Source organism: Massilia cavernae (assembly GCF_003590855.1).
Lineage (GTDB): Bacteria > Pseudomonadota > Gammaproteobacteria > Burkholderiales > Burkholderiaceae_D > Telluria_A > Telluria_A cavernae.
In genome coordinates this window covers 1-19,797 of sequence record NZ_QYUP01000149.1, presented here as the reverse complement: position 1 = coordinate 19,797, position 19,797 = coordinate 1, and the positions used below count along the sequence as shown (strand labels likewise).

At 58.7% G+C, this 19,797-nt stretch carries 21 protein-coding genes; 2 read left to right on the top strand and 19 right to left on the bottom strand.

From position 1 onward, the window contains the following. Positions 1-27: 27 nt before the first annotated feature. Positions 28-1,206: an aspartyl/asparaginyl beta-hydroxylase domain-containing protein gene (locus tag D3872_RS19715; RefSeq protein ID WP_119812417.1), complete on the bottom strand. Its 1,179-nt coding sequence runs from the start codon at positions 1,204-1,206 to the stop codon at positions 28-30. Between the two features lie 214 nt (positions 1,207-1,420). Here D3872_RS19715 and D3872_RS19710 point away from each other — a divergent pair, with 214 nt between their 5' ends. Continuing rightward, positions 1,421-1,798, top strand: a complete 378-nt coding sequence (locus D3872_RS19710; RefSeq protein WP_119812416.1) for a VOC family protein — start codon at positions 1,421-1,423, stop codon at positions 1,796-1,798. 139 nt (positions 1,799-1,937) lie between these two features. Here the strand turns inward: D3872_RS19710 and D3872_RS19705 are convergent, their stop codons facing one another. From D3872_RS19705 to D3872_RS27535, 8 genes are all read right to left on the bottom strand, one after another. Then, positions 1,938-2,948: an inorganic phosphate transporter gene (locus D3872_RS19705; RefSeq protein ID WP_119812415.1), complete on the bottom strand. Its 1,011-nt coding sequence runs from the start codon at positions 2,946-2,948 to the stop codon at positions 1,938-1,940. Positions 2,949-2,982: 34 nt separating this feature from the next. After that, positions 2,983-3,609: a DUF47 domain-containing protein gene (locus tag D3872_RS19700; RefSeq protein ID WP_119812414.1), complete on the bottom strand. Its 627-nt coding sequence runs from the start codon at positions 3,607-3,609 to the stop codon at positions 2,983-2,985. Positions 3,610-3,670: 61 nt separating this feature from the next. Further along, positions 3,671-5,056, bottom strand: coding sequence for a replicative DNA helicase (locus tag D3872_RS19695; RefSeq protein WP_119812413.1), 1,386 nt, complete (start codon positions 5,054-5,056; stop codon positions 3,671-3,673). A gap of 130 nt (positions 5,057-5,186) precedes the next feature. Continuing rightward, a complete protein-coding gene (gene rplI / locus D3872_RS19690; protein WP_119812412.1) occupies positions 5,187-5,639 on the bottom strand; it encodes a 50S ribosomal protein L9 in 453 nt (150 codons plus the stop codon). A 27-nt stretch (positions 5,640-5,666) separates the two neighbouring features. Next, positions 5,667-5,957 (bottom strand): 30S ribosomal protein S18, encoded by a 291-nt coding sequence (gene rpsR, locus D3872_RS19685; RefSeq protein ID WP_119812411.1) that lies wholly within the window; start codon positions 5,955-5,957, stop codon positions 5,667-5,669. Positions 5,958-5,988: 31 nt separating this feature from the next. Beyond that, a complete protein-coding gene (gene priB, locus D3872_RS19680; RefSeq protein ID WP_119812410.1) occupies positions 5,989-6,279 on the bottom strand; it encodes a primosomal replication protein N in 291 nt (96 codons plus the stop codon). Positions 6,280-6,315: 36 nt separating this feature from the next. Then, the gene (gene rpsF, locus D3872_RS19675) at positions 6,316-6,729 is read right to left on the bottom strand and encodes a 30S ribosomal protein S6 (protein ID WP_119812409.1); all 414 of its coding nucleotides are present in this window, start codon (positions 6,727-6,729) and stop codon (positions 6,316-6,318) included. A 691-nt stretch (positions 6,730-7,420) separates the two neighbouring features. Then, complete coding sequence (locus D3872_RS27535; protein WP_182915867.1) at positions 7,421-7,684, bottom strand: hypothetical protein; 264 nt, start codon at positions 7,682-7,684, stop codon at positions 7,421-7,423. A 74-nt stretch (positions 7,685-7,758) separates the two neighbouring features. Here D3872_RS27535 and D3872_RS25795 point away from each other — a divergent pair, with 74 nt between their 5' ends. Next, positions 7,759-7,914 carry an MCP four helix bundle domain-containing protein gene (locus D3872_RS25795; RefSeq protein ID WP_182915866.1) on the top strand — a complete coding sequence of 52 codons (156 nt, stop codon included), beginning with the start codon at positions 7,759-7,761 and terminating at the stop codon, positions 7,912-7,914. A 4-nt stretch (positions 7,915-7,918) separates the two neighbouring features. Here the strand turns inward: D3872_RS25795 and D3872_RS19660 are convergent, their stop codons facing one another. The 10 genes from D3872_RS19660 to D3872_RS19615 all read right to left on the bottom strand — a co-directional run. Continuing rightward, a complete protein-coding gene (locus D3872_RS19660; protein WP_119808949.1) occupies positions 7,919-8,179 on the bottom strand; it encodes a hypothetical protein in 261 nt (86 codons plus the stop codon). A 32-nt stretch (positions 8,180-8,211) separates the two neighbouring features. Beyond that, positions 8,212-8,544 (bottom strand): IS66 family transposase, encoded by a 333-nt coding sequence (locus D3872_RS26690; RefSeq protein ID WP_229459428.1) that lies wholly within the window; start codon positions 8,542-8,544, stop codon positions 8,212-8,214. A gap of 144 nt (positions 8,545-8,688) precedes the next feature. Further along, positions 8,689-9,648: an IS66 family transposase gene (locus tag D3872_RS26685; RefSeq protein ID WP_147373934.1), complete on the bottom strand. Its 960-nt coding sequence runs from the start codon at positions 9,646-9,648 to the stop codon at positions 8,689-8,691. Between the two features lie 82 nt (positions 9,649-9,730). After that, entirely contained in the window at positions 9,731-12,409 is a 2,679-nt protein-coding gene (locus tag D3872_RS19645) for a winged helix-turn-helix domain-containing protein (protein WP_119812405.1), read from the bottom strand. Positions 12,410-12,471: 62 nt separating this feature from the next. Continuing rightward, entirely contained in the window at positions 12,472-13,701 is a 1,230-nt protein-coding gene (locus D3872_RS19640; protein WP_119812404.1) for an NAD(P)/FAD-dependent oxidoreductase, read from the bottom strand. A 6-nt stretch (positions 13,702-13,707) separates the two neighbouring features. Continuing rightward, complete coding sequence (locus tag D3872_RS19635; RefSeq protein WP_119812485.1) at positions 13,708-14,022, bottom strand: 2Fe-2S iron-sulfur cluster-binding protein; 315 nt, start codon at positions 14,020-14,022, stop codon at positions 13,708-13,710. Between the two features lie 37 nt (positions 14,023-14,059). Next, positions 14,060-15,163, bottom strand: coding sequence for an NAD(P)-dependent alcohol dehydrogenase (locus D3872_RS19630; RefSeq protein ID WP_119812403.1), 1,104 nt, complete (start codon positions 15,161-15,163; stop codon positions 14,060-14,062). Positions 15,164-15,266: 103 nt separating this feature from the next. Continuing rightward, positions 15,267-16,136, bottom strand: coding sequence for a helix-turn-helix transcriptional regulator (locus D3872_RS19625; protein ID WP_119812484.1), 870 nt, complete (start codon positions 16,134-16,136; stop codon positions 15,267-15,269). Between the two features lie 13 nt (positions 16,137-16,149). Next, positions 16,150-17,367: a cytochrome P450 gene (locus D3872_RS19620; RefSeq protein ID WP_119812402.1), complete on the bottom strand. Its 1,218-nt coding sequence runs from the start codon at positions 17,365-17,367 to the stop codon at positions 16,150-16,152. Between the two features lie 159 nt (positions 17,368-17,526). Further along, positions 17,527-19,797, bottom strand: a 2,271-nt coding sequence (locus D3872_RS19615; RefSeq protein WP_119812401.1) for an efflux RND transporter permease subunit, incomplete at its 5' end; no start/stop codon positions are given.

Sequence of the window (19,797 nt, the reverse complement as noted above, 5' to 3'; positions counted from 1 at the left end):
CGGGCGGCAGGCGCCGCCCTTCACTTCTTACATCCCCCACTCGGTCCGGGCGTCGCTGTAGTCGTCGATAGCCGCAAACATCTCGGCCACCATCGCGCGCTCGTCCCCGGTCAGCTCCGGTCGCCAGATATCGAACAGCAGGATCACGCGCGGCTGGCTGCTGCGGTTCCATGCCTCGTGCTCGATCGAATCGTCGAACACCCACGCCCTGCCCTCGACGCACTCGCGCGTGTCGTTCCCGACGCGCAGCGAGCAGCCGCCCGGCACCACCAGCGGCAGGTGGCAGATCAGGCGCGTATTGAGCACACCGGTATGCGGCGGGATGTACGCGCCCGGCCGCAGCAGCGAAAACAGCACCGACGGCGAGCGTCCTTTCACGCGCGGCATCGGCACGCCTTCCAGCGCCGCCATCGTGGCCGGGCAGCGCGCCGCGTTTTCCGCCACCAGTTCGCCGTCCTTCCACAGGTAGAAGGCACTCCAGTCCGGGTTGTTGTTCAGTCCTTCCTGGTTGCGCATCGGCCGCTTGGGATCGTGCTTCACGTACGGCTCGAACGCATCGGGGTCGCTCATCACGGCCAGGGCCTCGGCGCGGATCGCGGCGGTTGCCGCCTCCAGCTTGCCGATCCACGGGAAAGCATCGGTCTCGAAGAACTGGATCTGCGGCAGGCCGGGGAAGTAGAAATAGCGCGGGCTTTGCAGGTAGACCTGCTTTTTGCCGAGCAGGAGGTCGATCGATTCCCTGAAGCGCGGCGACTGGCGCTGTTCGCCGCCTCCGCTGGCGAGGCGCGTCATCAGGTGCGAGGCGAACTTCGCAGCATATTCGTCGCACTTGCCCTGCGCCCGCGCCAGCTCCTGGCGCATGAATGCGGGCATCTGTTCCTGCGGCGGCGCCGCCTTGATCGCGGCCTGGTAGAACGCGACCGCGGCGCGCCCGTCGCCGCTGGCGACCAGCAGGTCGGCCTTCAGCAGCAGCGATTGCATGTTGGCCGGCGCGGTCGCCAGCGCGCGGTCGGCCGCCGCCAGCGCAGCCGGAAGGTCGCGCAGCGCGGCGCAGGCATGCGCCAGGCAGTGGAACACGGAAGCGTCGGCATGGCCCGCCGCGGCTACTTTCTCCAACAGCTTGCGCGCACCGGCGGCGTCGCCCGCGCGCAGTTTATCGATGCCGGCCTGCGCGGTGGCGCGCGGGTCGAATGAAGTCGTTTGCATGGGGTGCCTATATTCCCGAGTAAATATTTACACGGAAATTCTACACGTGCCGATGCGAAAAGAATGACTATATTTACGCTGCGCAAGTATCGTTTTCGATACAGTTGGCGGACTGCCACGGTGGGCGGAAAGCGCTGCGTGTGCCAGCGAACGGACTACCCATCCCACCGGGGCTAGGCTGTTCCGGATGATCCAATACGACCGGGAGTGACACATGCTAAGCGACAAGGAAGCGATCGCGATGATCGCGGTGAAAGACATAGGTGCGGCTGCGAAGTTCTATGAAGGCACGCTCGGCCTGGCCAAAATTGCGGCCGAGGGCGAGGAAGTGATCACCTTCCGCAGCGGCTCGTCGAAGATCAACGTCTACCACTCGGAATTTGCCGGCACCAACAAGGCCACCTCGGTGGCCTGGGATGTCGGCAACGAAATCGGGGCGATCGCCGCCGCGCTCAAAGCCAGGGGCGTCCCCTTCGAGCACTACGACATGCCGGGGCTGACCATAGAGGGCGACATCCACAGCGGCGGCGACATGAAAGTCGCGTGGTTCAGGGACCCTGACGGCAATATCCTCAGCATTGTCGGCACCTGACACCGGCAAGGATGGCTTCCTGAGCAAAAAGGAGATGGCGGGCGGACATGCATCCATGATGAAAAAGCACTGACAAAAAAGAACACCCCTCGCGAGCGTACCTCGTGAGGGGTGTTTTTTGCACTAACGCTGCCGCACCTTACATGACGTGGCGGCCGATCCACCAGGCCACCGCGGCCATGAAGGCCGAGGCCGGGATCGTGAAGATCCACGCCCATACGATATTACCGGCCACACCCCAGCGTACCGCCGACATCTTCTGCGCCGCGCCGACGCCGACGATGGCACCGGTGATGGTGTGGGTGGTCGACACCGGGATGCCGAAGAAGCTGGACATCAACAGCGTGATCGCGCCGCCGGTCTCCGCGCAGAAGCCGCCGACCGGCTTGAGCTTGGTGATCTTCTGGCCCATGGTCTTGACGATGCGCCAGCCGCCGAACAGCGTACCGAAGCTGATCGCCGCGTAGCAGGCCACGATGGCCCATTGCGGAGGCTCGGCCGCGTCCTTGGCCAGGTGCCCGGAGGCGATCAAGAGCATCCAGATGATGCCCAGGGTCTTTTGCGCGTCATTGCCGCCGTGGCCCAGGCTGTAGCCCGCCGCCGACGCCAGCTGCAGGCGGCGGAACCAGGTGTCGACCTTGCGCGGCGTCGATTTCACGAACAGCCACGACACCAGCAGCATGATCAGCGAACCAAGCAGGAAGCCCAGCATCGGCGCCACCACGATGAAGATCACGGTCTTGATCAGGCCGCCGGCGATCAGCGCGCCGGTACCCGACTTGGCTACTGCCGCGCCAACCAGGCCGCCGATCAGCGCGTGCGAAGACGATGAAGGAATACCGTAGTACCAGGTGATCAGGTTCCAGACGATGGCCCCGACCAGGGCCCCGAAGATGACGTAGTGGTCGACCACCAGCGGGTCGATGGTGCCTTTGCCGATCGCGGTGGCCACCTTCAGGCCGACCACGAAGATCGCCACGAAGTTGAAGAACGCCGCCATCGCAACAGCGGTCTGCGGTTTCAGTACGCCGGTCGACACCACGGTCGCAATCGCGTTCGCTGCGTCGTGGAAGCCGTTCATGAAGTCGAACAGCAGTGCCAGCACGATCAACATGCCGAGCACGTAAATGCTGATTTCTAGGGTTTGCATGTGTTTTCTTTTTTATTTGGCTCAGGACGCGCCGTTACGCGTTTTCGACGATGATGCCTTCGATGATGTTGGCAACGTCTTCGCAGCGGTCGGTCACCGTTTCCAGGATCTCGTAGATCGCTTTCAGCTTGATCAGGTTGCGCACGTCCGGTTCATCGCGGAACAGCTTGGACATGGCGGCGCGCATCACGTGGTCGGCGTCCGATTCCAGGCGGTCGATCTCTTCGCAGATGGCGACGATCTTGTGCGAGTTGTCCATGTTGTGCAGCAGGCCGACTGCGGCCTGCACGCGTTCGCAGCATGCCAGCGACAGTTCCGCCAGGCGCTTGGCTTCGGGCGTGACCGCCTTCAGGTCGTACAGCGACACGGTCTGCGCGGCGTCTTCCATCAGGTCGAGGATGTCGTCCATGCGGGTGATCAGCTTGTGGATGTCGTCGCGGTCGATCGGGGTGATGAAGGTCTTGTGCAGCATGTCGACGGTGGCGTAGGTAACCTTGTCGGCTTCCTTTTCGATGCCCTCGATCGCGTGGGTGCGCATTTCGAGGTCGTCGAAATTGGTCATCAGGCCGACCATCTCTTGCGCGCCCTTCACGCACAATGCTGCGTGCTGGTTGAACAGGTCAAAGAACTTGCCCTCGGTGGGCATTAAACGTCCGAACATAGATTTCTCCGTTATATCGTAGATGCTGCTGGATGCCGCTGCGGTGGGCGGCCTGTTGATGTTAGTCGCCCTGGTAGAGGGCGAGATTGCCGCTGTAGTTGCCAAATTTGGTGTATTGGCCGATCCAGGTCAGGCGCACCGCGCCGATCGGACCGTTACGCTGTTTACCGATAATGATCTCCGCGGTGCCCTTGTCGGGCGAGTCCGGGTTGTAGACCTCATCGCGGTAAAGGAAGATGATGACGTCGGCATCCTGCTCGATAGCGCCGGATTCGCGCAGATCGGACATGACGGGACGTTTGTTGGGGCGCTGTTCCAGCGAGCGGTTCAGCTGCGACAGCGCGATGACGGGGCAATGCAGCTCCTTGGCCAGGCCCTTCAGGCTACGCGAAATCTCCGAGATCTCGGAGGCGCGGTTGTCGCCCTGGGTGGAGCCGGTCATCAGCTGCAGGTAGTCGACGATGATCAGGCCAAGCTTGCCGCACTGGCGCGACAAGCGGCGCGAACGGGCGCGCATCTCGATCGGGTTCAGCGCCGGCGTCTCGTCGATGTAGAGCTGGGCCTCGTTCATTTTCTGGATGGCGTGGGTCAGGCGCGGCCAGTCCTCGTCGTTCAGGCGGCCGGTACGCAGGCGGTGCTGGTCGAGCTGGCCGACCGAGCCAAGCATACGCATGGCCAGCTGGGCGCCGCCCATCTCCATCGAGAAGATCGCCACCGGCAGGCCGGCTTCGATCGCGACGTTCTCGCCGATGTTGACTGAGAACGCGGTCTTGCCCATCGACGGACGGCCGGCGACGATCACCAGGTCGCCCGGCTGGAGGCCGGAGGTCATGCGGTCGAGGTCGATGAAGCCGGTCGGCACGCCGGTGATCTCGCTCTGGTTGTCGCGGCTGTACAGCTCGTCGATGCGCTCGACCACCTGGGTCAGCAGGGGCTGCACCGGCACCCAGCCGGCAGCGCCGCGCGAGCCCTGTTCGGCGATCGCGAAGATCTTCGACTCGGCCTCGTCAAGCATCTGCTTGACTTCCTTGCCCTGCGGGTTGAACGCCTGGCCCTGGATTTCGTCGGCCACGGTGATCAGCTTGCGCAGGATGCCGCGGTCGCGCACGATCTCGGCGTAGCGGCGGATGTTGGCCGCCGACGGCGTGTTCTGCGCCATCGCGTTCAGGTACTGCAGGCCGCCCACTTCCTCGGCCTTGCCGAGGTTGGTCAGCGCTTCGAACACGGTGATCACGTCGGCCGGCTTGGACGCATTGATCAGTCGAACCAGCTGCTCGAAGATGATGCGGTGGTCGTAGCGGTAGAAATCATCGGCATGCATCATGTCCGCAATTCGGTCGAATGCGGCGTTATCGCGCAACAAGCCACCGATCACAGATTGTTCGGCTTCGATGGAGTGCGGCGGGATACGGATGGAATCGACTTGCGGATCGGATGGGGCATTCATGGAGGCGCATTATACCTGCTTCGCATGAACAGGCTGCAAGAATTGGAAAGGTTCAGACGCAAAAAAGCCGGGCGGACCCGGCTTTTTTGAACATGGAAGGCCGTGCGGCCTCCCCTGCTTTTGCTATTGCTTAGGCTTGTTCGCCAACGACAGCGATGGTGATTTCCACCACGACGTCGGTGTGCAGCTGAACAGCAACCGGGTGTTCGCCGGTGGTCTTCAGCGGGCCGGTAGGCATGCGCACTTGCGCCTTTTCTACAGCGAAGCCTTGCTTGGTCAGCGCTTCAGCGATGTCGAAGTTGGTGACCGAACCGAACAGGCGGCCATCGACGCCCGCTTTTTGCGCGATCGAGATGGTCATGCCGTTCAGCTTCTCGCCTTGAGCCTGGGAAGCGGCCAGCTTTGCAGCTGCTGCTTTTTCCAGTTCGGCGCGCTTGACTTCGAATTCAGCAACAGCTGCTGCGGTAGCGCGGCGGGCCATGCGTTGTGGGATCAGGAAGTTACGTGCGTAACCGTCTTTGACTTTAACCACGTCGCCCAGGTTGCCGACGTTAACAACTTTTTCCAACAGAATGATTTGCATAGTTCTCTCCAGTTATTCTGCCAGCGATTAAGCGTGGTGCAGATCGGTGTATGGCAGCAGCGCGAGGTAGCGTGCGCGCTTGATGGCGGTGTCAACCTGGCGCTGGTAGTGCGCCTTGGTGCCGGTCAGGCGTGCTGGCATGATCTTGCCGTTTTCCTGGACGAAGTCTTTCAGGGTGTCGACGTCTTTGTAGTCGACCTGTTCAACGTTTGCTGCGGTGAAGCGGCAGAATTTCTTACGCTTGAAGAGTGGGTTTTGCTGTTTGCGCTTTTCTTTAAGCTTTGCTTTGTTCTTGTCGAATTTTTTACCGAATGCCATTTGAGGCTCCTGTATCTAAAATATGCACCGCTCAGGCGGCGCTAAAATCAATGATGTGAAACACCAGGCTTTTGCTGTTGCGGTTCTTCTTGGCGAGGAAACCCGTGAACTGGTGCACCGCCCCCAACTCCGCCTGGTTGAATCGGCCTGAAATTTCGCCAGCGGCAAGCGCGGCAATTTCAAACTCGACCAGCCTGGCTACCCCTGCTTCCATCTGCTGCGAACTGTGCAGCAAGGTGGCGGACACGATCGGCACGCCGGCCGGGGTATAGCGCAATACGTCGCGCTCGCAAATCTGGGCTACTACCTGAAGTTGATTCACTGAATCAAATTCGTGTTCTGGTTTCCGTGCCAGGAATTAGGCCGCTGCGGCGGGAGCGGCAGCCGATGCTGCGGCGGCAGCTGCTGCTGCTGGAGCTTCTGCGCGGTGGCTCTTGGCTGCGTCTTCACGTTGTACCGACTTCATCATCGGCGACGGCGCGGTTTCAGCCTTCTTCATCTTAACGGTCAGGTGACGCAGCACGGCATCATTGAATTTGAACGCGGTTTCGAGTTCCACCAGGGTCTCGTTGTCGCATTCGATATTCATGCAGATGTAGTGCGCTTTTGGCAGCTTCTGGATCGAGTAAGCCATCTGGCGACGGCCCCAGTCTTCGACGCGATGAATGTTACCGCCGCGTGCGGTGACGCTGGCCTTGTAACGTTCGATCATCGCCGGGACTTGCTCGCTTTGGTCCGGGTGGACGATAAAAACGATTTCATAGTGACGCATGCATAACTCCTTAAGGACGTTTAAACAAATGCCCACCTCGGCGTCAAGACGAGTGTGGGAAGGGAAGCCGGCGATTATAACCCGGAAACGGGCGGGGTTCAATGACTGTGTTGCAAAGTCAGGGCGATTGCACGAAGGATCAGCTTGCCGGGCCCAAGAACCTGCCAAGCGGCAACGTTCCACCCGGCCTTCAGGCGCTTCCTGGCGACGCCGAGCGTCGTTGTCTTGCCATGCCCAACACCGAGGCGCGTCCTGAGCGCCGAAACGACGCTGAAGCATCCCCGCTCGCTTCCGAGAATCCGCCGTTAGCGCGTCATATCGCGCGAACGTCGATTTCGTGACAAATCCGCTTTTTGAAAACTCGCGCTAATCGGCGGGAAAACTGAATCGCGGAGGATTCCCTGGAGTCGCTATGGTTGCGGAGGAAATATTTCACCAACTCTCTTGATTCATGATTAAGTCACAAAACAACTCTAATCTACGCAAGACCTTACTGCGTTTTCTCAACCGGGTATTCATATGCAAATCGGGTGAAATCATTGGCCACGATGACTTCATACCAGCTCCGCCATAAAGCCCATTGGCAGTCGCGGCTGGAATCTTCTTCTATTGACAGTACATCTAACATGTCGCAAAGTTGCATTGAGGCACTTGTCAAAAATAAATCTGCCTACCAAGCCATTTCTGAATGTTAACCTGGAAGGTCCGCCTTAACTGGAGTTTGACAGCTATCCATTCTGCTTTGGAAAACCAACAAGGAGTGCTTATGCATCCGGCATGCAGTTTGACCAAACCCGATGGCCTCTGGAAATCCCCCAGGCGTTCCATTAGCGGTGGCTTGGAATTTCTCGCCTTTACCATAGGCGAAGAAGAGTATGGGATTGGCATTCAGAAAGTACAGGATTTGCGCGCTTACGACGCCGTAACCCGCGTCGACCAATGCGCCGAAGTTCATCACAGGCATCGTCAACTTGCGCGGCACCGTCGCGCGTGAACATTTTTATAGATCTATTTAGTCAGGAAAACAGAATGGTTAAAAATATGAAAGTGGGAACCCGGTTGATCATGGGCTTCTTGTCCGTTGCTCTTTTAGGCGCGATTGTTGCCGGACTTGGCATATGGAACATGAGCAAGATCGACCACTTGTCCGATCAAATGTATGCCAGGGAGTTACTTGGGCTGTAACTGTTCAGCCTGAATGGCCAAAGCAATCCGCGTCATCCGCATCGGTGAACGCGATGTCGCCTTGTTCGGCCTCAGCTATGCATTCCCACAGGCCGTCTTGATGCAGCGCGATCGAATCGGCATTTCGCAAGTAGAACTCATCGGGATCCAGGCCATCGATCAGGACCGGACGACGTACCCGCCTTTGTTTTCCGTTGATGAAGATAGTCATGAACTGTGCCTTCTCCCTCTTCTGGGCGACGGTCAGTTTGCGCTTCGGGGCCATGGTATTGAATGCGATTGTTAACTGTTCGGCCGCTACGCAGCTGGCATGATCGGATCGCCAGTAAATGCGCGGCGTAGCACTTCCAGCATGCTGTGCCCCTGTTTGCGTAGCGTGTCGAGGCAGGAGCGAATGATGCAGAAATTGTCGGCGCCGGCAATGGTGCGGAAGCATCCCGATATTTTTTGTTTGACCTTGGGCATGCGGACGGCCCGCTCGGCAATATTGTTGGAGAACGGGACGGTCGGATCGGCGATGAAGCGCAAGATAGCATCGGCGTGCAGCCGGAAGCGGCGCAGCAAGTTATAGGCGTCGGATTGCTTGCAGCGACCGGATGATCCGTCTGGTTTGAGTTGGGGAGGGTTCAATTGCTCCCGCCTTAGGCGCAACGACTGGTCGTTGTAGACGATGGGTGAGGGCGGCCGATGGCAATCGGCATCAAAATGGCCGCCCTGGCTGTGCGCGCGCCGCGCTACAGGTCCGTTGGGCGTTGAGGATGCAGGTCAGTTCCGTCATGGGCGGTCGGCCATTGCTGGGCGCAGATCACTTCCTGCCGCATATCTACAGTTCTCGAAGGAGATGCGGCATTGCACAAGGCATGCAGGCCATCGTCGAGTTTCCAGTAGGGGCCCAGCAATCATGCACCAGAACGCCGATGCGTTGGGGAGAATGCCATGCGCGACGATGGCATCCAGGCCGCGCTTTGCGTGCATGCCATACCAGGTCAGTTCCGCCGTGGCCGCCACATGCATCCAGTGCAGTTTGCCATCCACGCGCAAGCCCGATTCGTCGGCGCACAGCACTGGCGCGTGGTGCAATTGCCGCGCTATCAGGTCGGCTGTACCCTGCAGGGCCAGGCTCGCTTCGCCAACCCAGGCAAGCAGGGTTGCTGGCGACACAGACAAGCCCGTCATCTCGCCAATCAACTCGGCGGCGCGGGCATATGGCAGCATCTGGCCCTGGGTCAGATGCACGCCCAGTGCGCGCACGTTCGGGCCGTATTGCGCAAGGTCGCCGACCGCAGCCGGGAATACGCTGTCGTGCCGCTGACCGCAGGCGCAGACCACCGTGTAGACACGGTGTTCCACCACCTCGAAGCTCATCGCAGGCACATCGAATACCTGGCGGCGCTCCAGCACCTGCGCCTGTTCGAGCGCCAGCGCACTGTGGCAGCGGTTGCAATGCGACGGCGGCGGATAATCCTTCGTACTGGTGGGCTCGGCCACCCGCTTGAGTGTACTGCCTTTATGGCCCGGTTGGCCGCCAACCGCCTTGCCAGACTTGCCGCGCAACGAGCTAGTCTTCTGCTTCTTGGCCAGTCCATCCGAGGATGGTGGCTTGCTCGAATTCTGGCTGTTCATTCCCAGCTTTGCCTCAAGCGCATCCATGCGTGCAAAGAGCACGTCGATGAGACGATCCTTGTCGGTATCGGACAGCTGCGTGAGGTCGGGACGAGGCGGTTTCGGTGGCATGCCGACATGATGCGGCAATAGCCAATAGTTTACAACTGCTCATTGCCGTGTTCATTCAGGCTGAATAGTTACGCGAACAGTTCTAACGAATAATCCCTATCCGCCTGGCAACTGCCACCGCCTCACTGCGACTGTGCGTATTCAACTTCGAATTGATATTGCGCAGATGTGTACGCACCGTGCTATCGGACAACCCCAGCTTCTCGACCATGACACCGTTCGAGCAACCATCCGCAGTCAACTGAAGTACGTAAATCTCCTTGCGCGTCAGCGGCTCCATCAGCGTGATGGGCATGGAACTGTCCTGTCCCTCGCCTGCTATCGCCCCAAACACAGCGATCAAGCGCTGCAGGTATTCCATGAGTATTGGATCGCTTTGGCGGGCAGGCATCTCCTCCAGCACTGCATTGAACTGCTGCGCAACCCGCCCGACCTCTTCGCCTTCATCGGCGATAAGCCGGAGGAAGCCCTCCGGAACGGCTTCGCGAACCACTGCTGCAATCGCCTCCGTGGCCGAGGCAAAATCGCCGCTGCGTTGCAGCGCCAGGCAGCGCAACACGCGCAGTTTAAGTGCGCGCCGGTAACGGAACTGAGCCGTCGCCTCGGCGATGTCGCGATCGATCAACGGCAGGACTGCGCGCGGGTCACCAAAATGAATTTCCCAACGGTGCCGGGCCAATTCCATATAGTCGAGCTCATTGGCCGGAAGACGCTGCCGGCCAATACGTGACCAAAGCGCTGCGTCATCAGCCCGGTTCAGCTCATCCTTCGCAGCATGCGCATTACCCCGCAACAGGAGGAATTTACTGCGTTCAAGCTTGGCGTTGGCGACCAAGCGTGGCAAACCGCGGTGATGACCAAGATGTTCCAACGCCCCCAATACTTCGAAGCTTTCACCAACCTCCCCGCGGCAGAACGCAATGCGTGCCATGATGATATGACCGGTGCACATTTGATCGGGCAAACCGATATCGCATATCAATGGCAGATAACTGTTGATCAATTGCTCGGCCGCAGCGAATTCATTGGCTTCGTAGAGTGCTTCCGCATACAACAGCCCCGCCCAGGCATTGCCTTGCGTATAGTTGATGCGTGCAGGGCTAGTACTGCTCAACGCCATCCGAAATCGCGCAGTGGCTTGCCGTAGCCTGCCGGCCTGCAAATCCAGCACACCCTCGAGCGATTCCGCGTACATGCGGTTGAAAATGCTCTCGCCATGGGTGCGGCGGGCATCGTCAATCAAGAGTTGCGCCTGTTGACTCTTGCCCATCACGATAAGCACATCGGCCATTGCATTGCTCAGCACACTGTCGGCAAAGGCGTTGCAAGTCGGCAAACTGGCAAGACTAGCCTGCCCAACGGCAAGCGCTTCGTCGTACCGGTCTTCCATGGCCAGCAATACTGGCCGCTGGGCATTCAGGTGAGCCTGTAGCTCAGGGTCCAGATGATCGGTATAATCCGGCCGCTTCAATTCGCGGGCGACGCTTAGGGGACCCTCAGTAAACAGCCTCGACCATATCCGGGCGGCCCTCAGCATCGGCACGTTTTTTAAGGCGTCCTCGGGAATCGCATTGAACCACCGCGATAACAGGCGCATGCGGCCAGCCTCCAGTAGGCTCTTCGCAGCTTTTCCCAATAGCTCGAGGACCAAGGTGATTTCATCGCCGACGATGGCATGTTCAATCGCCGGCACCAGACGATGGTGCGATGCATACCACTGCGCCGCGCTTAAATGCAGTCTTTTCTGCTCACCGGGATACTCACGTCCCAAGCGGGCACGCAGGAAATTGGCGAACAGGCTGTGATAGCGGTAGCTGTTGCCCTGCTTGGCGGGCGACACCAAGAATAAATTTTGGTCGGTCACCGATTTCAGGACGCTTTCCACGTCGAGTTCCGGCATCAGCGCTTGACATAAAGGCTGGTCGATGTCCCTGAGTATGCTGGTTTTCAGGAGAAACCGTCGAATCTCCGAGGTCTGGCGATCAAGCACATCTTCCACAAGGTAATCGGCGACTTCACGCGTGGTGCCGGAAAAATCGCTCACTACCGCATCGCTAGAGCCGCTACGTTCGATCGAAATCGAAGCAAGCCATAACGCGGTAATCCAGCCTTCTGTTTTGACGTGCAAGCTGCTGATGGCTTCCGCCGATAAGGCCTGCTGGTGACGCAAGCGGAGGTATTGCCTGGTTTCGCTCTCAGTAAACCGGAGCACATCCGCGTCGAGTTCCAACAACTGACCTTGGGCCCGCAATTTCGCCAATCCCAATGTCGGCTGGTTGCGGCTTCCGACGATGACTTGCGCCCCCCGCGGCAACGACGCAATAATTGTTTTTACCAGCGCAAATACCGCTGGCTCATGGATATTTTCAAATTCATCCAGAAAAAGCGCGAACGGTGCAGTACAGCAGGACAACAGATGGTCCAGGTCAAACACAGAAGCAGGGGGCGACGAACAGATCCCGGCCGCGGCAAACGATGCATTCAGGCAGTGCAAGAAACGCGATGCGTCGTTGTCCGCATGATCCAGCGTCAGCCACGCACTCTTGATTCCGCCCTGGCAAAGGCGCTTGCACAATTGATGCATCGACGTGGTCTTCCCGAACCCGGCCGGCGCTTGCACGACAATAAGCCTGGCCCGCATGCCGTTAGCTGCCGACCTGTCACAAAATGCCAGCCGGGCTACTTCTGCTTGCGGTGATACCGGGGGCATCAATTTTGCAGAGGGTATGTTGGCTGGCAATTCGTTACGGATGATCTCCATGGTGCCACTCCCCTAACGGCCGAAATGCTCGCGAATAATGGGCGAAATCGCGCGCAATATTGTTACCCAAGGCATGCCTTTAACGGCAGCGCTGCATTGGTCAGGATTTCGCGGTCGGGCTTGGCTCTCGCCAACAACAGCACACGACCCTGAGCAAAGTCGGCGGGTGCATTCACGCAGTCGAGCGCAATGACACGTCCTTGCCGCAAATAAATGATGGAAAACTTGCGTTGCGCCATATCGCCACGCACAAGGCACTCATCGTAGCCAATCGATAGCCCGACAGTTTGCAGCCGCAAATCGTACTGGTTGGACCAGAACCATGGGACCGAAAAATAGTCCTGCCCCTGTCCCATGATTTCCTTGGCCACTGTGATGGCCTGGTCCGTCGCATTCTGGACCGATTCGAGCCGGATCCGTTGGCCGTCTGCAAATTGGTTTTCGTGTGCGGCGCAATCGCCCAGTGCGAAGATATCCGGCAGCGAAGTACGGCAGCGCACATCAACGTCAACGCCATTTTTCCCTGCGGCTCCCGCAGCCCTGAGTGGCGCAACGGCCGGTTCGATACCTATCCCTGCGATCACCAGATCGGCAGGCAACAGCGTATTGTCCGACAACCTGACTGAGCGAACCCGGCCACCCTTTCCTTCCAGCGCCTGGATTCCGCTGGCAAGCTGGAAATGGACGCCATGCTCGGCATGGACCTGCTGGTAAAAGCCGGACAGCATTGGGCTCGTTACCCGCGCCAGTACCCTGTCCAGCGTTTCGACGATGGTGACTTCCTTGCCCATTTTGCGCAGAGACGCCGCCGCTTCCAAACCGATATAGCCGCCGCCGACGACCACGACGTGCTCTGTTCCAGGTAATTCAGCAATGAGACCGTCCGTATCGGAGCGCTTGCGTATAGTATGAATACCGCCCAGCTCGCTCCCGGGACACGACAGCGTACGCGCCTGCCCTCCAGTCGCCCACAGCAGCTTGCCAAAACCAAGCACGCGGCCATCGTCGGCCGTGACAATATGCGCATCAGCATCAATCGAGACGATGCGCCGGCCCAGCAGCAAGTCGATGTTCCGCTCTTTCCAGAAACTGTCGGACCGTATCAGCATGCGCTCAAATGGTTTGGTACCCGCCAGATACTCTTTGCTCAGCGGCGGCCGGTCATACGGTGGCGACGGCTCGTCGCCAACCAGTCCAATCGACCCAACGAAATTGGATTGCCGCAGGGAGATAGCGGCTTGCGCGCCGGCGTGGCCAGCGCCGACAATCAGCACATCGTATTGAGTGTTCATCGCGTATTACTCTTCTGGTGCGATTTCGACCACCAGGCCCTCACAGGTCTGCGTCACGGGAATCTGGCAAGCAAGCCGGGAACCTTCTTTTCGGTAGAGAATGCTGCTCAACATGGCATCCTCAAGGTCATTGACGACCGCCAATTCCGGGCTCCCCTGGACGACGTACACGTGGCAGGTCGCGCAAGAGCAGCATCCGCCGCACAATGCGCGCATCTCGTCCACCCCGGCCTCGCGCATTGCCTCCATCAGCGACAAATCGTTGGCGGTATTGATTTCCAGCTCTTCGTTGCTACGAAGGCGTATTTTGATTGTTGACATCGCTTGCTCCTCTTTCATGTTTCGACAATTGCGCCACTTAAGGTATGAGGACTGCCTTGATGCAGTTCCCACGCAATTGCTCTTCTACCGCGTGATTAATTTCGTCTAAGGCATAGGTTTTGATCAGTTTTTGTATCGGGAAGCGGCCCGCCTTGATGTGCGAAATCAGCTCCGGGATAAAGATGTCGGGATCGCTGTCTCCTTCGATAATGCCGTGGATGCGATGGCCAAAAGTGATCAGCGAAGCAAGATTCACCGATACGGCGCTTTCCGGCTTGGGAGGAACTCCAACCAGTCCCAGCAAACCACGGCTGCCCAGCACTGACAGCGCGGTCGCGACCACGGCCTCCAGGCCGCTGCTTTCAAGCGCGAAATCGACACCGGCAGGCACGATGGCGCGTATCGCCTCGGCCACATTGCATTCAGCGGGAGAAATCACATGATGTGCGCCCAGCTCCAGCCCAAGCTGACGACGGGCTTCGACAGGCTCCACCAGGATGATGGTCCCGCAATCACGGATCTTTGCGCCCATGACTGCGGCCAAGCCGACGGGACCACCGCCGAAGATGACGATGGACGAACCGGCCGGGCATGCAAACGAGTTCATGACGGCGCCGGCGCCCGTCTGCAAGCCACAGCCAAGTGGTCCGAGCAGCTCTAACGGAAGGTCGCTATCGGCAACCTTCACAACATTGCGTTCGAACGCCAACGCATGCGAAGCAAACGATGACTGGCCAAAGAAGTGTGCGGAAACCGCTTGCCCGCCTACGCCTACGCCCGAGGTGCCGTCGGGCCGCGTGCCCAGGAAATTCCGTACCGGGAATTCGTGGCAATAGGCAGGCAAGTGATCGTGGCATTTGCCACACACGCCGCAACTGGCGAAGCTCAGCACGACCCGGTCACCGGGCTTAACCTTGGTGACGGCGTCACCAACCTTCTCCACTATGCCCGCGCCCTCATGGCCCAATACCGCCGGCAGAGGAATAGGAATGAACTGGTCACGCGCAACGAGGTCCGTATGGCACAAACCCACCCCGACGATTTTGATCAGGACTTCGTTTGACCGGGGGTCTTCCAGCGTAGCATGTTCAATCGTGAATTCCTGATGCGCGGCACGCGCGAGCGCTACCTTGATTTCCATCTGTCGTCTCCTGTTTTTATACGTCAAATCCGGTTTTTCCAAGGCACTGGCAAAGCAGTCCCCCTGGGGGCGTTGCCCCCATCAAAAAAAGCGCAATACATCGTTACTTAGCCCGGTTGCGTAGCCTGTATTGGCTTGGCGTTTCCCCCGAGCGCCGGGTAAAGGCAGTGGAAAAATGCCCTTGGTTGCGGAAGCCCAGAGCGTCGGATATCTGCGAGATGCGCATGTCCGATTGCACAAGCATCAGCTCGGCCATATTGAGCCGGGTGTTCATAACAAACTGATGCGGCGTGACGCCCATGGCCTTGCGGAACACGCGGCAAAAATGCCATGGCGTCAGGCCGGCAATCTTGGCCAGGCTTTCGACGGTGTGATCCTGACCTGGCACATTGCGAATTTCCGCCAAGACCGTGCTCAGCCAATAAGCCGACGACTGGACGGTAGGAATTTCACTCACTGGCTTCGGTTCGCAATAACGAACGAGATGTGCATTCAGCGCGCCCATCATCGCGTCGATGTAGCTATCGCGCTGGGGCGACTCCGGTTGATACAGCTCACCGACAATTTGCCGCGTCAGCGCCACGCCCAGAGCATCGGAAAACGCAAACTGAATCCGTTGCTCGTTTTCCATTGACCGTTGCGTTTCGAGATTGGGCAGGCTGAACGTTACGACATCCAGCTCGCCATCGACCAGCCAACGTGTGGGAACACCGCTCGGCATCAGCGTGACGTCGCTCGGCTTCGAACTGGCCTCACTCCAGCCCTCGCCCTGCCACACTTTGATCGCTGGCTTGCCGCCAATATGCACCACGTAAGTAGGGCACGGTAACGCAGGCAGGGAATAGCTGCCCACCAGCTGGCGCCACCTGCATATGGTAACGGCGGTCTCATCCAACTCGAGCTGCTTATCCGGCGCGCAGCTCAAGATGTCGGAAATGATCGATTCGTTACTGGGTTTAGCCGAATGCGCCATGGCGCCTCCCAAATTAGCCTACCAGGCGAACGTTGAGGTTCTTCAATCCATTCAGGAAATTGGAACGGAACCGACGCGGCGGCTCAACCACCTCGAATCGCTTCACCCGTTCAGCCAGGATCCGAAAGGCAACACGCAATTGCATCTCAGCCAGACGCGAACCCACGCAGACGTGCTGTCCGGAGCCAAAGCCGACATGCTGCGGCCCCTTGCGCCCGACATCAAACATATCCGGATCCTTGAAGACCGACTCATCACGATTGGCCGCGATGTACCACATTACCACCTTGTCGCCCTTCTTAATCGCCTGGTCGCCGATCATGGTGTCGACCACCGCCGTGCGACGCATGTGCATGACAGGGCTGCTGTACCTGACCATTTCAGCCGCGGCGGTCGACAGCATCGCGGGGTTTTCCCGGATCCGGTCCCACTGTTCAGGGAATTGGGAAAACGCATTGACGGTGTGGCTGATGGTATTGCGGGTGGTTTCATTTGCCCCCACCATCGCCAAAATCATGTTACCCAAAAACTCGCGGAACTCAACGGGCTTACCCTCAACCACAGCGTTGGCAAACAGGGACGCGATGTCCGCACCGGGAGTGACGCGGCGGGTCGTGAACAGTTCCTGCGCAAAGGCGGCAAATTCACCCAGTACTTTGCCGATTTCCTCGGGCGTCTTGCGGAACTCGGGATCGTCCTCACCCACAAATGCGTTGGTCCAATGGTAAAGCTGGATCCACATTTCGTCGTCAATGGCAAACAACTCTGTCAACGTGAACAATGGCAGCGGCGCTGACAGAAGCGGTACCAGATCGACCACTTCATTGAGTGGAATTTTCGAGATCAGACGCTCCGCCCTGGCCTGTATCCGCTGCTCGATATCACCCAGGCGTGCCGGTGATACGGCCGGCATGACCAGTTTGCGGTACTCGGTATGATGGGGCGGATCAAGGGAGATCATGGGCACGCCAATCGCCGAATCCCCGCCCCCTACCAGGCCAACCTCATTCTCGTTGAAAATGCGGTGCCCACCATATTTGTACGCCGACGAAAATATCTCAGGTTGACGGGAAATCGCCACAATATCGGCATGCTTCGTGACTGCCCAGAATCCACTGCCATCGCTTTCAGGATTCCAATTGCAAGGGCTTTCACGGCGTAGCTTTGCGAAAGCTTCATAGGGCACCGAATTAACATAAAGATCCGGATTTTTGAGGTCAAGCTGCAACATTTTATTTGTCTCCTAACGTCTTTGCGCTTCCCGAGGGCGCTACCACAGCCGCCGCTCGGGTCAGGCATTTTTATATTTTCAGCAGAGCAATCCGACTTACTCTGTTACACCGTCTGCACTGCACTGATCTGAACTGACAGATACCATGATACAAGGCATTTACCTGCACCATTTCTCTGTACTTGCGCCACTATTTACCGATTCCTGCGCTTTGTTGCACGACTTGCGTAGTGCTTCGGCTTTAGCAGCCACCGGGCCGCGCCCCCTGAGCAGGAAGTGCGACAAGGCAGGAATCAGGATCAGCGCACCGAGCATATTCCACAGGAACATGAAGGTCAGCAGGATGCCCATGTCGGCTTGGAACTTGATTGGGGACCATGCCCAGGTCACCACGCCGGCCGCGAGAGTGACACCCACCAGAGCAACCACTTTGCCGGTAAAGCTGACGGCGGTCTTGTAGGCCTGCTCCAGGGATTGCCCCGCGCGCTGGTGCGCCAGCTGGACGCTGAGCAGATACAGGGCGTAGTCGACACCGATCCCGACACCCAGGGCTATGACAGGAAGCGTGGCTACTTTTACGCCGATTCCCAGCATGACCATTAACGCTTCGGCTAGTATGGAAGTCAGCACCAGGGGAACGACCGCCACGACGACAGCGCGCCAACTGCGGAAGGTGATGAAGCAGAGCACGATCACCGCCAGATAAACATAGGCCAGCATTTGTCGATTGGCATCGCGGACGACGATATTCGTTGCAGCTTCGATGCCGGCACTACCCGCCCCCAGCAGAAACTCGCGTCCACCTTCATTGTGCTGATCGGCAAACTGTTGCGCCGCGTGGGCAACCCGGTCCAGTGTCTCGGCCTTGTGGTCGGTGAGATAGGCAACCACCGGCATGACGGAGCATTCCGCGTTTAACAGCTCCGTACCCGACCCCAGGATATCGTGGATGGACGTGTTGGAGATTTTTTCATTGCGGAGCGTGGAACTCCACTTCGGGTTGCCTTCAAAGGTGCCGGCCACCTGGTTGGCCAGGGTATCGACGAACGATACCGTGGTTTGCACACCAGGAACCTGGCGCAATTCCCACGCCAGGCGGTCAACCTCGACCTGCGTTGCGTAGCGTTCACAGCCATCCTTGGGTGTCTTGACCAGTACAGCAAACACATCACTCGACAATCCATAGTTTGCCGTGATGTAGGCATTGTCCTGGTTATACCGGGAATCCGAGCGCAGCTCCGGTGCGCCGCTGTCCAGGTCGCCAATTTTAAGATTGAGGCTCACCATGAAGCCGACCACGGCAAGGATGCCGGCGCCGAGTACGGTCACTATCGCCCAGCGGCGTTCAGTGAAACGGCCCAGCAGCATCCACGTGGCCCCCAACCCGCTGCCCCGGTACTCGTCGTTCTCATCAGCCAGCGCACGCCTTGCCGCTGCTGCGCTCACGCCGACATAGGACAACAGTACCGGCAACAGGATCAGGTTCGTAAAAATCAACACCGCCACACCGATGCTGGCAGAGATGGCGAGATCTTTGATAACGGGAATGTCAATCAGCATTAATACGGCAAAGCCAACCGCATCGGCCAGCAACGCCGTCACGCCGGCAAGGAACAGGCGCCGGAACGTGTAGCGCGCGGCGATCAGTTTGTGGGTCCCTTTGGCGACGTCATTCATAATTCCGTTCATCTTTTGCGCACCATGGCTAACGCCAATCGCAAATACCAGGAAGGGAACCAGGATGGAGAACGGATCAAGCTGGAAACCGAATGCGGTAACGATGCCGACTTGCCATAAGACTGCCACCAGCGAACACAGCACCACCAGCGCCGTACTACGCGTGCAGCGGGTATAGGCGTAAATGATGAGGGTGGCAACCACAGCCGCCGCCACGAAGAACAGCATCACCTTGACAATGCCATCGATCAGATCGCCCATCAGCTTGGCAAAGCCAATGATATGGATGCGGATCTTCCCGGATTGAAGCGGCGCCAGCTTGTTCTCCAGCTCCGTTGCCGCTTCGTATGGCTTGCGTACTTTATCCTCGAGCAGGCGGGAAAAAGTGCCATAGTCGAGAGGCTGGTCGGTGTCGGGATTTTTCGACAGCAAGGGCACCACGATCATGCTCGACCTGTAATCGTTGGCCACCAGGCTTCCCACGATGCCTGCCCTGGCGATGTTTTGCCGGACTTGCTCCATTGAAGCTGGCGACCCGTCGTACGTGTCCGGGATAATGGTCCCGCCGGCAAAGCCCTCTTCGGTGACCTCCGTCCACCGTACCAGTGGCGTCCACAGCGATTTCATCCAGCTGCGATCCACCCCGGGAGTGAGAAACAGGGTGTCGTTAATTTTTGCCAGCGCCGCCAGGTATTCTGCATCGAAAATGTCCCCCGACGTGTTCTCGACGACCACCCGCACCGTATTGCCCAG

What these genes read in the sequence shown, in the direction of transcription:
- D3872_RS19715 (WP_119812417.1), bottom strand. Translation starts at nt 1,206, where the DNA reads ATGCAAACGACTTCATTCGACCCGCGCGCCACCGCGCAGGCCGGCATC.
- D3872_RS19710 (WP_119812416.1), top strand. Translation starts at nt 1,421, where the DNA reads ATGCTAAGCGACAAGGAAGCGATCGCGATGATCGCGGTGAAAGACATA.
- D3872_RS19705 (WP_119812415.1), bottom strand. Translation starts at nt 2,948, where the DNA reads ATGCAAACCCTAGAAATCAGCATTTACGTGCTCGGCATGTTGATCGTG.
- D3872_RS19700 (WP_119812414.1), bottom strand. Translation starts at nt 3,609, where the DNA reads ATGTTCGGACGTTTAATGCCCACCGAGGGCAAGTTCTTTGACCTGTTC.
- D3872_RS19695 (WP_119812413.1), bottom strand. Translation starts at nt 5,056, where the DNA reads ATGAATGCCCCATCCGATCCGCAAGTCGATTCCATCCGTATCCCGCCG.
- rplI (WP_119812412.1), bottom strand. Translation starts at nt 5,639, where the DNA reads ATGCAAATCATTCTGTTGGAAAAAGTTGTTAACGTCGGCAACCTGGGC.
- rpsR (WP_119812411.1), bottom strand. Translation starts at nt 5,957, where the DNA reads ATGGCATTCGGTAAAAAATTCGACAAGAACAAAGCAAAGCTTAAAGAA.
- rpsF (WP_119812409.1), bottom strand. Translation starts at nt 6,729, where the DNA reads ATGCGTCACTATGAAATCGTTTTTATCGTCCACCCGGACCAAAGCGAG.
- D3872_RS27535 (WP_182915867.1), bottom strand. Translation starts at nt 7,684, where the DNA reads ATGAACTTCGGCGCATTGGTCGACGCGGGTTACGGCGTCGTAAGCGCG.
- D3872_RS25795 (WP_182915866.1), top strand. Translation starts at nt 7,759, where the DNA reads ATGGTTAAAAATATGAAAGTGGGAACCCGGTTGATCATGGGCTTCTTG.
- D3872_RS19660 (WP_119808949.1), bottom strand. Translation starts at nt 8,179, where the DNA reads ATGGCCCCGAAGCGCAAACTGACCGTCGCCCAGAAGAGGGAGAAGGCA.
- D3872_RS26685 (WP_147373934.1), bottom strand. Translation starts at nt 9,648, where the DNA reads ATGCCACCGAAACCGCCTCGTCCCGACCTCACGCAGCTGTCCGATACC.
- D3872_RS19645 (WP_119812405.1), bottom strand. Translation starts at nt 12,409, where the DNA reads ATGGAGATCATCCGTAACGAATTGCCAGCCAACATACCCTCTGCAAAA.
- D3872_RS19640 (WP_119812404.1), bottom strand. Translation starts at nt 13,701, where the DNA reads ATGAACACTCAATACGATGTGCTGATTGTCGGCGCTGGCCACGCCGGC.
- D3872_RS19635 (WP_119812485.1), bottom strand. Translation starts at nt 14,022, where the DNA reads ATGTCAACAATCAAAATACGCCTTCGTAGCAACGAAGAGCTGGAAATC.
- D3872_RS19630 (WP_119812403.1), bottom strand. Translation starts at nt 15,163, where the DNA reads ATGGAAATCAAGGTAGCGCTCGCGCGTGCCGCGCATCAGGAATTCACG.
- D3872_RS19625 (WP_119812484.1), bottom strand. Translation starts at nt 16,136, where the DNA reads ATGGCGCATTCGGCTAAACCCAGTAACGAATCGATCATTTCCGACATC.
- D3872_RS19620 (WP_119812402.1), bottom strand. Translation starts at nt 17,367, where the DNA reads ATGTTGCAGCTTGACCTCAAAAATCCGGATCTTTATGTTAATTCGGTG.